Raw genomic sequence first — 13,100 nt, 5'->3', positions numbered from 1 at the left:
TGCTCTGGTAAGCAGTGAATCAGAATAGGCCCGCCTTGGGAATCCAATTAATGGGTATGTGACCTAGGCCGGTCCAATCCCGGATCTACCCGCCGGCCCTTCCCCGCTTTCCGGAAGGAACCCGGGGACGGACTGTGGATGCAGCATCGACATGTCCAGGGGCTTGGTAAGCTGCCGGCGGGCAACCTTCAAGATACCGTCCCGTGCTTTGCGCGTATCCCGGAAGGCAGTGCGATCCTTCCACCATGCCAGGCACATCCTTCTTCCCGTTGCGATGGGGCCGAAAACAGGGTCGCCATTTTGCAGAATGCCCGCAAAGACAATCGGTACGATACGCCGGTCCAGAGCGAAGATATCCCTTAGCTGTTGTTCCTCGGCTTTTGCTGCCGGCCTTCCAGACTTCGCCATTGCCGCTTTGAGCACCCTGCCAACGGGACGCGTGTGATGCATGGTGACTGTATCCAGTATCGCGGCGCGGAAAGCACCGCTTTCGGCCCACCGACACCATATGTAGTCGAGGCCGAAGCCGCTCATCGTATCGCGAAAGAAAGGCAGCGCCCGTAACAGAACCGCGTGGCTGAGACAGGGCGCCATGATCTCGATATAGTTGGTGTAGCGGAGCCGGAACCCCGGGCACTGACTGAAAATGAAATGCGAGAAGTAGCTCTCGCGGGACAGGGCGGGCTGGGCGAGCGCCAGTCCATTTTCCCGACACAGGTCAAAGATCGCATTCACGTCCGTAGCGGCGATAGCAATGTCGTCGTCCGGCAGCCAGACATAGTCGTAACCGTCAAGGTCGAATTCTTTCAGCGTTCGGAACAGACCGTCCCATTTTCCGCCCTTGACCAGCACAGCGGTAACGCCTTCGGCCGACTGGAAAGCATCGAAGGCAGCCTCGTCATAATAGCTTACGACGAGGTCATAGTGGCGCTGCGCATAGGGCAATTCCAGCCAGCGACCATGGAGCGAGTTTCCGCCGGCTCGGACGACTACAAGGTTTGTGCGTTTCATTCAGGATCCATGAGTGTTTTGCGTAACTCGGACAGAACGGGCATCCGTTCCACTCTCAGCGGGTCCGCAGATGCCCAAGACCCATAGCCTACTGGTAGCGTAGATTTTCTGCGGACGTCGCCACCGCGAGGACGGCTTGGCGGCCCAACAGGCGGCCCGTCGTGTGTACAGGCAAACGGCGGGTCAGTACAAGATCAACGCCAGCCTGCCTGCCGATGGTTTCGCCGGTCCCCCTTCGGCTGTCAAGTTTGACCATTATGTGCACGAAAGCGTTCCTGTGGCCCAGCGCGCACGCGATCTCGCCTCGACTCATGGGGCGCGTGAAATTACGGTCTTTGAGCAGCCTGTCATAGTAAATTCTAAGGTCAGCGTCGGTCATGCGCTGCCCATTGATCGCATCGACAAAATCGAAACTCAGTCCGGATCGAACAAATTCCGCATTTATGATCGCATGTGGTGCTGCGGCGTCAACAAGACTCGGGACATAAATCGGAATTGGCATAATTACCTGACTGCCTTCTGGATCCCCGAAAGAGTACTTAAGTATTGAGAAGCACCAACCTTTCGGGCAATGGTTATTTCAGATACGTCGCTGCGGCATTCCAGGTTACGACAGTCTTGTTCTCCAAAAAAAACCAAAAAGACAGAACCGATCTTTCTCGGGTCGGAAGTTGATGGCCCACTCTTCCAGGTTACACGAGTGTGTCTATACCATTAAATACATCCATCTTGTAAAGATTGGTATCAGCTGGAGCAAGCAGGTCTTCCCACGCGGGCACGGAGGGAGCGTAGGTAACGTCTTCAGGAGAGGCGTGAAGAAGCAATTCGATCACTCCAGCGCCAAGATAATCCGCAAATATCAGCGGCGGCACGGCCGATTCCAGACGATTGATGCGTAAGAACAGGATTGTCGTTGAGAGAACATACAAGTTCAAGGCAACCACAGACAGCGATCACACATTTAACATAGCCCCGAACCTGCTGGATCGCGACTTCAGTGCCGCCCGGCCGAGCCAGAAATGGGCGAACGACAGGCGAGATACGCCTTCAATCCAAATCCATTCTTGGCCGGGCAGTTTTACGATTCTTGCCGCTTAAATGGCCTTCAACAGGGCCTCTTTGCCCTTCCAGTCAGCTATTGCAACACAACCGCACTCTTGCCTCATGAACTGGAGCCATTTTCTGGAATATGCAGGGCGTCTCAAAGAGACCGACAAGACATCAGTCGGAGGCGGTGCCCTCTCTGAGCTTTTCAATCATGTCCTTGATCGCCAGTTTGCGGCGCTTCAGATCCACTATTTCAAGACCATCGGTGGAAGGATGCTGCATTGCGGTATCAATTTGCCGCTCAATTTCGCTGTGTTTTTTCTGGAGTTCGTCAAGATGGGAAGCAAGAGACATGTTTGATTTCTCCCTTTCATCGTTTCCTCGACTAGAATTGCCATGAATGGCATCGGCCCGAATATGTGACAGCCACATGACACTGTGACATCAACGGCAGCCATTGTCGAACCCTGAAGTGTTGCATTTTACCCTTGGCCAAATTGTGGTATTGATTTGTCGATGGGTGATTTTTTCAGTCACTCCCGTTTATCATGATCCCCACAGCCTTCCGGGGCGTCACTTTTTGCAAATGGTAGGGAATGTCCGAGCAGGAACAGGCTGAGATTCGCCTCGAATTTTCGCGTTTGAAGCAAGATCACACCGATTTTGACGCTGCGATAAATGCCATGGTGGCCACAAATTGTGACCCCTTGCAGATTCAGCGCATGAAAAAGAAAAAGCTGGCCTTGAAAGACCGGATGCGGGCGCTTGAGGACCGCATCATTCCCGATATTATCGCCTGAGGGCGAGGCAGGCCGCATCAAGCTCGCGGGCCACATCACCAACAGACCCGGCATCAATTTGCGTCCAATTGATATGGGTTGTCGCTTCAATGGCCGCCTCAACACCCATATCGGCATAAAGCGCATTGATCGCTTTTGCCGCCTGCGCATGATCCAGATCGACAAACAGGGCCAGATGGGCCAGCACGGCATATTGGCCTGGCTTTTGACGCCCCAGACTACGCCAGCGCTGCGCGGTGCCAGCCAGTTTCTGCTCGCCGACAACGATATTATAAATACCATCGCACATGGTGCCGGGAATGGCGCGGTAAGTCCCTTCAATGCTCCGGCAGCGCAGCATGGCCATGACCGGTTCACATAAAATACGGTAGCTGGCGCCGATCCGGTCGCTCACACTGTCATCCATGCAAAACACCATGGACAGATTAACCACGCCTGAGCCCTGAACCACAGCACCACCGCCCGTATCGCGGGTCTGAACCGGCCAGCCGCGCGCAGCAGATGCCATGACAGCTGCGGCAAAATCAGCATTGTTTTCATGGCTGCGCGGCACCACGATGCAAGGGGCTGTTTGCCACAGCATCCAGCGCAGATCAGAGTTGCTCTCAGCCACCAGCATGGCCCGTTCACGCGCCAGCGCCTCCTCATAGGAAAGATGAAGCAAGACCCCGGCCGCCTTATTATCTGCATGATCCATCAAAACCGCACCCACTCCCGGCGAATACCCATGCCGACCAACCGGCCAGCAAGACGTGCAAGCACCGGCCAGCGGGCAATGTCCTTGACGAAAGTTGGCAGGCCACTGCGTTTTGCCGCATCGCCCTGACGTGACCCGCCGGGGCCAGCGCCGGCCACAACGCATTGCGTGTTGATGTTCAGAGGGGTGGCGGATGCCTGCATCATCACGCTCCTGTTTTTGTCATGCGATGGACATAAGCACAGGCTCGATCAAATGCCATGGCCTATCATTTTCATTTTCAAGCGACAGGGGCCAATATCTTTACTATTGAAGGGTACAGGTGCAGCGCTCTTGTAATGACAGGCCGTAATTTTAGGAGAAGATATAATGGCGCATGTTTATTGTAATGGGCATTACATGCCTGAAAATGAAGCCAGCATCAGTATATTCGATCGGGGATTTCTTTTTGCCGATGCCATTTATGAGGTCACGGCCATTCTTGGCGGGCGCATGATCGACAATGATCTGCACCTGCAACGCCTGCAGCGCTCGCTTGGTGAAATCAATATCCCGCTGCCCATGCCGCTAAGCGAGATCGAAGCCATCCAGCGCGAACTGATCGCCCGCAACAAGATCGATGAAGGAATCGTCTATCTGCAAATTTCCCGCGGTGTGGCCAAGCGTGACTTTTTTTATGCAGACACCATGAAACCAAGTTTCATTGCCTTTACCAATGCAGTGAAGCTGCTGGGCACAAAAGCGCAGACCGATGGCATTGCGGTCATGCTTGCACCCGATCCGCGCTGGGTTCGCCGCGATATCAAATCGGTGATGCTGCTGGGGCAGGTGATGGCCAAGCAGGCAGCCCGCGCTGCAGGTTTTGACGATGTGTGGCTGGTCCAGGACGGAATGATCACCGAAGGCGCTTCGGCCAGCGCCCTCATCATCACGCCGGACAACACCATCATCACCCGTCCGAATTCACATTCAATCCTGCCCGGCTGCACCCGTCGGGCGGTTATGCGCCTGTGTCAGGAGAAAAATATCAAGCTGGAAGAGCGTGCCTTTTCACCGCAGGAAGCCCAGGAAGCGGCAGAAGCCTTTTTAACCTCGGCATCCGGTTTCGTGACGCCTGTGGTACGCATTGACCAGCAGATCATCGGCAATGGCCAGCCCGGCCCGTTAACACGCCGTCTCCAGAAAATTTATCTTGATACGGTAACCGCAAGCAAGAGCTAGAGCATTTTGCAGTCAGATGGTTACATCTGACGTCGCAGAAATGCGGCTAAAACAAGAGGTTAGAGCATTTTCAGCAAAAGTGTGAAACGATTTTGCGTCCGAAATTGCGTAAAACAAAGGGATAGAGCGTTAGAGGTGATCCTGTTTTCACCGAAAATGCTCTAAGCGATCATGAAAATCTTTATTTCAGCCGATATTGAAGGCACCGCTGGCATATTGAACTGGAACGAAGCCGAACACGGCCATGCCGATTATGCCGAGTTTCGCGCCCTGATGACCGCCGAGGTTCTGGCCGCTTGCGAAGGCGCACGTGCTGCCGGTGCAACTGAAATCCTTATCAAGGATGCGCATGACACCGGCCGCAACCTTATGCTTGATCCCTTGCCGGCCTATGCCAGCATTATCCGAGGCTGGCCCGGCCACCCCGATTCCATGATGTTCGGGCTGGACGCCAGCTTTCAGGCTGCCCTTTGCACCGGCTATCACTCCAAGGCCGGGACGGAAGACAACCCCCTTGCCCATACATCCAATCTGCGGATTTCACGTCTCATCTTGAATGGCGAAGTGGCCTCGGAATTTACCATGAATGCTTTATGTGCGGCCCGCTACAAGGTGCCGGTCGCCTTTATTGCGGGCGATGCGGGCATTTGTGCCGAGGCGCGCACCATGGTGCCGGGCATTGCCACGGTGGAGACCCTGCAAGGCTTTGGCGCGGCTTCACGCGCCATCAGCCCGGCAGCCGCACGCATCGCCATCAGTGAGGGCGTTGAAAAGGCCCTGTCTGGCGCCAGCCTGCCTGCGCCTGTGACCCTGCCAGAGCAGTTTGAGGTTGTGGTTGAATATAACAATCCCGTCGATGCCTATCGCGCCTCGTGGTATCCGGGCGCAAAATCCCACGGTCCACGGGCCGTGGCTTTCACTGCCAGCGATTTCTTTGAAATCCAGCGGGCGCTGCGCTTCATGAACTCCTGAGCGCAGTACCCACGATATTTTAGATCATTTCTTGTTTTTACAAAAAACAGATGAAATGATCTAAGCTCTTGTTTTAGTCGCATTTATGCGACGCCAGATGATTCCATCTGTACTCACAAAATGCTTCAGGCAGCGTTCTTGCGGGCCAACCGCTCCTTGATGCTGGCAATATCGGCGCGTGGGGTCGCGGCAAAAAGCGTGCGGGTATAGCTGTGTTTGGGGTTGGAAAACACCTCATCGCGTGAGCCATATTCCACAGCCTCGCCGAAATACATCACCATCACCTCATCGGCGATATAGCGCACCACTGAAAGATCATGGCTGATAAAGATATAGGTCAGGCCAAACTCGTCCTGCAAATCGGCCAGCAGATTGAGCACCTGTGCCTGCACGGAAAGGTCAAGCGCGGAAACCGGCTCATCAAGCACCAGCAATGAAGGGTTGAGCATCAAGGCGCGGGCAATGGCAATGCGCTGACGCTGGCCACCGGAAAACATGTGCGGATAACGATTGTAATGTTCAGGACCAAGACCGACCTTCTTGAGCATGGCCATGGCCCGCTCGCGCCGCTCATCTGCCTTGACATCGGTGTTGATGATCAGCGGCTCACACAAAATGTCACCGATCTTCTGGCGCGGGTTGAGCGAGCCATAAGGGTTCTGGAACACGATCTGCACCTTGCGGCGCAGTTCATGGGTCAGAGCCTCTTTGGCAATGTCGATCTTGTGGCCTTCAATAAACAATTCACCGGCAGTTGCCGGATCAATCAGCGTGATGATGCGCGCCAGCGTAGACTTGCCGCAGCCGCTTTCACCGACAATGGCCAGCGTCTTGCCTTTTTCGACACTGAAAGACACGCCCTTGACCGCATGAACCGTGCGCGCCGGTGTAAACAGTCCGCCGCGCACATGATAGTCGCGCTTGATGTCCTTGCCTTCAACGATAATGGTCATCTGGCGACCCCCGGTGCAGGTTCAAACATCATGTCGGAAATTGTCGGCAGCCGGTCGCCGACAGCATTGTCGGGCAGCGCCGAAAGCAGGGCGCGGGTATAGTTGCTTTGCGGATTTTCAAACAGGGAAAGCACGTCGGCCTCCTCCATCTTGCGGCCCCGATATTGCACGATAACGCGGTCCGCCGTTTCGGCCACCACACCCATATTGTGGGTGATCATGATCAGCCCCATGCCATTCTCGATCTGAAGCTGCATCAAAAGATCAAGGATCTGCTTCTGGATCGTCACATCAAGCGCCGTGGTGGGTTCATCGGCAATCAGCAGTTTCGGATTGCAGGCAATGGCCATGGCGATCATCACCCGCTGGCACTGGCCACCTGACATCTGGTGCGGATAAGAGCCAAGCCGCTGCTCAGGATCGGGAATACCAACCAGCGTAAACAGTTCAATGGCGCGGGCGCGACGCGCAGCCTTGCCCATGCCCATATGAAAACGCAGCACTTCCTCGATCTGGAAGCCGACCGTAAAGCACGGATTGAGGCTGGCGACCGGCTCCTGAAAGATCATTGAAATGTCCTTGCCGACGATTTTGCGGCGTCGGGCAGGGTCAAGACTGGTCAGGTCGATACCATCAAAAGCCATATGGTCGGCGCGCACTGTAGCCGTCTTGGGCAAAAGCCCCATGACAGCCAGCATGGCTACTGACTTGCCGGAACCGGATTCGCCGACAATGGCCAGAACTTCGCCCGGCTCAACCGACAGATCAATGCCCTGTACGGCCATGAAAGGGCCGGTGGATGTCTCGAAAGAGACAGTGAGGTTTTTGATTTCAAGAAGCGGCATCATGACCTCTTCAACTTGGGATCAAGCGCATCGCGCAGGCCGTCGCCAACCAGATTGATGGCAAGAACGGTGACGAGGATGGCAATGCCGGGGAAGGTGACAACCCACCAGGCGCGCATGATGAACTCACGCGCTTCTGCCAGCATGGTTCCCCATTCAGGTGTTGGCGGCTGTGCGCCCATGCCAAGGAAGCCAAGGGCTGCGGCATCGAGAATGGCGTTGGAGAAGGAAAGCGTGCCCTGCACGATCAGCGGCGCAAGGCAATTGGGCAGGATGGTTTTAAACATCAGCCGCATGTGGCCAGCACCGGCCACCTTGGCCGCCACAACATAGTCGCGGTTCTTCTCAGCCATGACCGCAGCGCGAGTCAGGCGCACGAAATGCGGCTGCAACACCAGCGCAATGGCAATCATGGCATTGGTCAGGCCCGGTCCCAGAACCGCCACCAGCACCAGCGCCAGAAGCAGGGACGGAAAGGCCAGAATAATGTCCATGATGCGCATAATCACCGTATCGACCCAGCCGCGGAAATAACCGGCAATGACACCGACAATGATGCCGCTGGTCAGCGCCAGCGCAGTCACAATGGTGCCGATGAACAGCGAATAGCGGGTGCCGTAAATCAGGCGCGAAAGCATGTCACGCCCCACAGGATCGGTGCCAAGCAGGAAGGCCGAACTTCCGCCCTCCTCCCATGCCGGTGGCACCAGCACCGCATCGCGGAACTGTTCGGCAGGCGCATAAGGGGCAATCCATGGCGCCAGAAGGGCAAGGATCACCAATCCGATAAAGACCCAAAGGCCGATAACGGCGCCACGGTTTTCAGAAAAATAAAACCAGAATTCGGCAAAACGGGCGCGGCGTGATGGATCGGTTCCGACCCCGGTGGCACTTGTTGTATCGGTCATGTCACCCTTCCCCTAGTGCCGGATACGCGGATTGATGAGGCCATAGAGAATATCCACGACCAGATTGACCACCATGATGATGGCGGCGATCAGCAGCAACCCGCCCTGAATCACCGCATAGTCACGGCGAAAGACCGAATCGACCATCCATTTGCCGATACCCGGCCATGAAAAAATGGTTTCCGTCAGGATCGCACCCGCCATCAGCACCCCCACCTGAAGGCCGATCGTGGTGATGACCGGGATCATGGCGTTGCGCAGCGAATGGATGCCGATGACACGAAAGGCGGAAAGGCCCTTGGCGCGCGCCGTGCGCACATAATCCTCGCCTAAAACTTCCAGCATGGCCGAGCGCGTCTGGCGCGCAATCACCGCCAGCGGAATGGTGCTGAGCACAATGGAGGGCAGGATCAGGTGACTGACGGCGGATTTGAACGCCCCGCTCTGGCCCGACAACAGCGAGTCAATCAGCATGAAGCCGGTGACCGGCGGGAAAAAATACATCAGGGAAATGCGACCCGATACCGGGGTCCATTGCAGGATGCCGGCAAACAGGATGATGAGCAAAAGACCCCACCAGAAAATCGGCATCGAATAGCCGACAAGGGCAACCCCCATCACCGACTGATCAAAAAAGGAGCCGCGCTTCATGGCTGCAAAAATTCCGGCCGGAATGCCGATAACCACAGCAATGATGATGGCGCAAAGCGACAATTCAAGCGTTGCCGGAAACAGCGCAAAAAACTGATCGAGAATCGGCTTTTTAGTAACAATAGACGTGCCGAAATCGCCGGTCAGCACACCGCCGATATAATCGAGATACTGAACAGGCAAAGAGCGGTCGAGCCCAAGCTGGCGCGTGATTTCAGCATGGCGTTCAGGCGACATGACGCGCTCGCCCGAAAGCAGCGCAACAGGATCACCCGGAAGCAGCCTGATGAATGAAAAGGCGATAATGGAGACCCCAAGAAAGGTCGGGATCAAAACGGCGAGCCGTCCAAATAGAAAACGAAGCATGGCGGACCTTCGTGTTGCTCTTTGAAATATACGCTCCAAAGAGCTTTGCAGCATTATTCAAGGGCCAATGGACAAGCCTGAAATGCTCTAAGATCAAGGGCGTCCGCGATGCGGACGCCCTGTTTTATCGGCTGTTCTTATTCGACGAGATCAACGCCGTCGAAGGAGAAGTCACCCAGCGGGCTCTGATGGAAGCCTTCAACACCCTTGCGCATCGGCACAATCGACAGCGAGTGGTCAAGTGTGGCCCATGGAGCTTCGCGCTTGAAGACGACCTGAGCCTCTTCATAGAGCTTGACGCGCTCATCATGATCGGTGGTTGCCTTGGCCTTCAGAACCAGGTCGTTGAACTCTTCATTGCACCACTGTGCGCGGTTGTTGCCGCCAACAGCCTCACAGCCAAGCAGCGTGTGCAGGAAGTTGTCTGGGTCACCATTGTCGCCGGTCCAGCCAAGTATGACAGCACCGTCGCGGTCCTTGGCCTTGGCGCGATCAAGATATTCGGCCCATTCATAAGACACGATCTCAACCTTGACGCCGACCTTGGCAAAGTCGGACTGGATCAGTTCTGCCGCACGACGCGCATTGAGCATGTAGGGCCGCGAAACCGGCATTGCCCACACCTTCATCGACAGGTCCTGAACGCCAGCCTCTTCCAGCATCTTCTTGGCAGCATCCGGATCGTAAGGATCGTCCTGGATGGCCTCATTGTAAGACCACATGGTCGGCGGGATCGGGTTCTTGGCCGGGGTGGCGGCACCCTGGAACACGGCATCGATGATGGCCTGCTTGTTGATGGCCATATTGAGCGCCTTGCGCACTTCCGGCTTGTCGAATGGCTCCTGCAAGGTGTTGTAGGCAAGATAGGCAATGTTGAGGCCTTCCTGCTCCAGCACTTTCAGGTTCGGGTCGGCCTTCATGGCCTCCACATCGGCAGCGTTCGGGAATGGCATCAGGTGGCATTCGCCAGCCTTGAGCTTCTGATAGCGCACGGCTGCATCCGTGGTGATGGCAAACACCAGATCGTCAATCTTTTGCGCACCGCCCCAATAGTCGGGATTGGCCTTGTAACGGATCACGGCATCCTGCTGATAGGCGACAAAGGTGAAGGGGCCAGTGCCAACGGGCATCTGGTTGAGCTGCTCCTTCTTGTTTTCAGCTTCCAGCTTGTCAGCATATTCCTTGGAAACAATCGACATGAAAGGCATGGCGAGATTGGCCAGGAACGGAGCTTCGGGCTGGTTCAGCGTGATGGTGACGGTGTTGTCATCCGTCTTCTCAACCGATTTGATCAGGGTCGGGAAGCCCATGCCTTCAGCATATTCCCAGGAAGCGCCAGCAACATACTGGTTCCAGGGATTGTCCTTGTTGAGCTGGCGCTCAAAAGAAAACACCACGTCATCGGCATTGAGGTCGCGTGTAGGGGTAAAGAATTCGGTGGTCTGGAACTTGACGCCCGGACGTAGCTTGAAGGTGTAGACAAGCCCGTCGTCAGAAATTTCCCAGCTTTCGGCAAGACCGGCTTCTGTCTCTGTCGTGCCCGGCGTAAATTCAAGCAGACGGTTGTAAACCGTATGACCGGCAGCATCGAAAGTGGTGCCGGAAGTATACATGCCCGGATCAAAACCTTCCGGCGAACCTTCAGAACAATAAACGAAAGTTTTCGCGTTGGCTGCTCCGCCCATGACGGTTGCAGCCAGCAATGCGGCTGCAAATGTCAGTTTCTTGGTCATTGAGGTCTCCCTGGATTTAATCCCGGGCCGCGTAATCAGCCCGGTGAAGAACGGCATATAAGCACCGTTTTGACTGGTTTGAAACTGTTTCTCGACCTACTGCATTTTGAGCGGAATAAAATTTCTTTCATTGGCCCTTTCTGGCAATTGTACAAAAGCTGCACATGGTATTTTCGGTTCTTTGTAACGCAGGCGGGCAAAGACTGCCCGATCACTCAGGATATTGTGGAATCAGAACGGTAAAAAACCCCGGCAAGGCTCAGGCAAAAATGCCGCGCGTCCTGTTGGACGCACGGCATTTTAATTTTTAGTCATATTTGTGTGCCGCCAGATGAAAACATCTGGCTGCAAAATGCTTTTTGTTTATACGCATGATCTTATCCGAAAAGTCTGCAACTTTTCCGGGATCATGCTTTAACGCCCGTCCCAGGGCATCAGGCCAACAGGCGATTTGCCCGAATAATTGACATAAACGGTCTTCTTGAGCAGGTAAGAATCCAGCCCGTGAATGCCGTCATCGCCACCCGGTCCGGAATTGCGGTAGCCGGTATGATAGCCCTGCAATGCTTCCGGCCCAATGCGGTTGATATAGATCTCACCAAAGCGGACATCCTGCACGGCCTGCATGATTCGGGTAAAATCATTGGTGAAAATATAGGCTGAAAGCCCATAATCGCTGTCATTGGCGATGGTCATCGCTTCTTCAAACGAGGAAATCTTCATCACCGGAATGACCGGGCCAAAAATTTCATCATGCATGATCGCCATATCTGTGGTGATGTCGCCCAAAATGGTTGGCAGCAGCCAGTTGCCACCCTCAACCGGTGCTGTTTCAGGACGCCCGCCCCGCAGCAGGGGCGTTGCGCCTTCTGCAATCGCAGCCTCGGTGATGCGTTCCACCTTTTCCAGTTCCGCAACTGAGACCTTGGGGCCAATATCCGTGCTGTCGAGCATCGGATCACCCACATTCAACGCCTTTGTCGCCTCGATGAAACGGCGGACAAATTCATCATAGACAGCTTCATGAACGAGCAACCGCTCATTACAGATGCAGACCTGCCCGCAATTCATGAAGCGTGAGGTGATGGCCGAAGGCACAGCCAGATCCAGATCGGCATCATCCATGACGATGAACGGCGCCTTGCCGCCCAGTTCAAGCGAAACCGGAACCAGATTGGCGGCGGCTGTTTCCATGATGCGCTTTCCGGTCGGAACCGAGCCGGTCATGGTGATGAGGCCGATATCGGGGCTGGATGTCAGCGCTCCGCCTACAGTTGCACCTGCGCCGGTTACGATATTGATGATGCCGGGGGGAACACCGGCTTCTTCAAACAGCCTTGCCATATAAAGCGCCGACAGCGGAGTTTCCTCATGCGGCTTCAGGACAATCGTGTTGCCCGCAATCATGGCTGGTGCAATTTTGCGGCTGACCAGTGCTGCCGGATAGTTCCAGGGAATAATGCCAGCGACCACGCCAACCGGAACGCGCTGAATCCAGATTTGCTCACCGGCTGCATCCGACGGCAGGATTTCACCCTGAATACGGCGCGCAAACTCGGCAAAATAGGTGAAAAATTCGGCAGCGCCGCCCGCTTCACCGCGGGCTTCGGAAATCGTCTTGCCCTGCTCTTGCACGATCAGTTTTGCCAAAGGCTCGGCATGATCGCGGATCAGCGCCGCAATCCGGTGCATGATCTTGCCGCGCTCAAGCGGTGACAGGGCAGCCCAGGCTGGCTGTGCAGCCTTGGCAGCCGCAATTGCGGCTTGCGCCTGCTCGGCACTTGCCTCCGGCACCTCGGCAATCACCTTGCCATTGGACGGATTAAGAACAGCGCGCGTTCCCGCTTCGCCGGTCGTCCATTGTCCATCAATCCACATCTTGCTGAAATCGCTCAT

15 protein-coding genes and 1 pseudogene are annotated in these 13,100 nt (G+C 55.4%); 4 read left to right on the top strand and 12 right to left on the bottom strand.

The genetic code is table 11. The annotated features are described in order from the left end of the window. Positions 1–63: 63 nt before the first annotated feature. The 3 genes from ACFPLB_RS02615 to ACFPLB_RS02605 all read right to left on the bottom strand — a co-directional run bounded on the left by ACFPLB_RS02615 (position 64) and on the right by ACFPLB_RS02605 (position 1,955). Positions 64–1,011, bottom strand: a complete 948-nt coding sequence (locus ACFPLB_RS02615) for a DUF707 domain-containing protein (protein WP_378227711.1) — start codon at positions 1,009–1,011, stop codon at positions 64–66. Positions 1,012–1,099: 88 nt separating this feature from the next. Beyond that, positions 1,100–1,513, bottom strand: a complete 414-nt coding sequence (locus ACFPLB_RS02610; RefSeq protein ID WP_378227710.1) for a glycosyltransferase family 25 protein — start codon at positions 1,511–1,513, stop codon at positions 1,100–1,102. Between the two features lie 190 nt (positions 1,514–1,703). After that, complete coding sequence (locus ACFPLB_RS02605; protein ID WP_378227708.1) at positions 1,704–1,955, bottom strand: hypothetical protein; 252 nt, start codon at positions 1,953–1,955, stop codon at positions 1,704–1,706. Between ACFPLB_RS02605 and ACFPLB_RS02600 the strand changes: the two are divergent. Then, positions 1,897–2,043 (top strand): annotated as a pseudogene (locus tag ACFPLB_RS02600) (IS3 family transposase); the annotation flags it as partial. The gene ACFPLB_RS02605 and the pseudogene ACFPLB_RS02600 overlap by 59 nt on opposite strands. A gap of 189 nt (positions 2,044–2,232) precedes the next feature. On the opposite strand, the gene ACFPLB_RS02595 reads toward ACFPLB_RS02600, so the two are convergent. Beyond that, positions 2,233–2,412: a YdcH family protein gene (locus ACFPLB_RS02595; protein WP_378227716.1), complete on the bottom strand. Its 180-nt coding sequence runs from the start codon at positions 2,410–2,412 to the stop codon at positions 2,233–2,235. 242 nt (positions 2,413–2,654) lie between these two features. On the opposite strand from ACFPLB_RS02595, the gene ACFPLB_RS02590 reads away from it, so the two are divergent. Further along, positions 2,655–2,858: a YdcH family protein gene (locus ACFPLB_RS02590; RefSeq protein ID WP_378227707.1), complete on the top strand. Its 204-nt coding sequence runs from the start codon at positions 2,655–2,657 to the stop codon at positions 2,856–2,858. On the opposite strand, the gene ACFPLB_RS02585 is transcribed toward ACFPLB_RS02590, so the two are convergent. Both ACFPLB_RS02585 and ACFPLB_RS02580 read right to left on the bottom strand, forming a co-directional pair. Continuing rightward, positions 2,848–3,555: a lipoyl protein ligase domain-containing protein gene (locus ACFPLB_RS02585; RefSeq protein WP_378227705.1), complete on the bottom strand. Its 708-nt coding sequence runs from the start codon at positions 3,553–3,555 to the stop codon at positions 2,848–2,850. The genes ACFPLB_RS02590 and ACFPLB_RS02585 overlap by 11 nt on opposite strands. Then, entirely contained in the window at positions 3,555–3,761 is a 207-nt protein-coding gene (locus tag ACFPLB_RS02580) for a hypothetical protein (RefSeq protein WP_378227703.1), read from the bottom strand. Before ACFPLB_RS02580 ends, ACFPLB_RS02585 begins: the two co-directional genes overlap by 1 nt. A 163-nt stretch (positions 3,762–3,924) precedes the next feature. On the opposite strand from ACFPLB_RS02580, the gene ACFPLB_RS02575 reads away from it, so the two are divergent. Continuing rightward, positions 3,925–4,776, top strand: coding sequence for a D-amino-acid transaminase (locus ACFPLB_RS02575; protein ID WP_378227701.1), 852 nt, complete (start codon positions 3,925–3,927; stop codon positions 4,774–4,776). A gap of 171 nt (positions 4,777–4,947) precedes the next feature. Then, positions 4,948–5,748, top strand: a complete 801-nt coding sequence (locus ACFPLB_RS02570) for a M55 family metallopeptidase (RefSeq protein WP_378227699.1) — start codon at positions 4,948–4,950, stop codon at positions 5,746–5,748. 125 nt (positions 5,749–5,873) lie between these two features. Here ACFPLB_RS02570 and ACFPLB_RS02565 read toward each other — a convergent pair whose 3' ends face one another. The 6 genes from ACFPLB_RS02565 to aldA form a co-directional block, all read right to left on the bottom strand. Next, a complete protein-coding gene (locus tag ACFPLB_RS02565) occupies positions 5,874–6,701 on the bottom strand; it encodes a dipeptide ABC transporter ATP-binding protein (protein WP_378227698.1) in 828 nt (275 codons plus the stop codon). Continuing rightward, positions 6,698–7,546 (bottom strand): ABC transporter ATP-binding protein, encoded by an 849-nt coding sequence (locus ACFPLB_RS02560; RefSeq protein ID WP_378227715.1) that lies wholly within the window; start codon positions 7,544–7,546, stop codon positions 6,698–6,700. The genes ACFPLB_RS02565 and ACFPLB_RS02560 overlap by 4 nt, the downstream gene beginning before the upstream one ends. Then, positions 7,546–8,454 carry an ABC transporter permease subunit gene (locus ACFPLB_RS02555; protein ID WP_378227696.1) on the bottom strand — a complete coding sequence of 303 codons (909 nt, stop codon included), beginning with the start codon at positions 8,452–8,454 and terminating at the stop codon, positions 7,546–7,548. The genes ACFPLB_RS02560 and ACFPLB_RS02555 overlap by 1 nt, the downstream gene beginning before the upstream one ends. Positions 8,455–8,466: 12 nt before the next feature. Beyond that, positions 8,467–9,471, bottom strand: coding sequence for an ABC transporter permease subunit (locus tag ACFPLB_RS02550; protein WP_378227694.1), 1,005 nt, complete (start codon positions 9,469–9,471; stop codon positions 8,467–8,469). A gap of 137 nt (positions 9,472–9,608) precedes the next feature. After that, on the bottom strand, positions 9,609–11,204 hold the full coding sequence (locus ACFPLB_RS02545; RefSeq protein ID WP_378227692.1) for an ABC transporter substrate-binding protein: 1,596 nt from the start codon (positions 11,202–11,204) through the stop codon (positions 9,609–9,611). A 414-nt stretch (positions 11,205–11,618) separates the two neighbouring features. Continuing rightward, the gene (gene aldA, locus ACFPLB_RS02540; protein WP_378227691.1) at positions 11,619–13,100 is read right to left on the bottom strand and encodes an aldehyde dehydrogenase; all 1,482 of its coding nucleotides are present in this window, start codon (positions 13,098–13,100) and stop codon (positions 11,619–11,621) included.

Source organism: Aquamicrobium segne (genome assembly GCF_042656785.1).
GTDB lineage: Bacteria > Pseudomonadota > Alphaproteobacteria > Rhizobiales > Rhizobiaceae > Mesorhizobium > Mesorhizobium segne.
The sequence above is the reverse complement of the archived record's forward strand: the minus strand, read 5'-3'. Positions and strand labels throughout refer to the sequence as shown.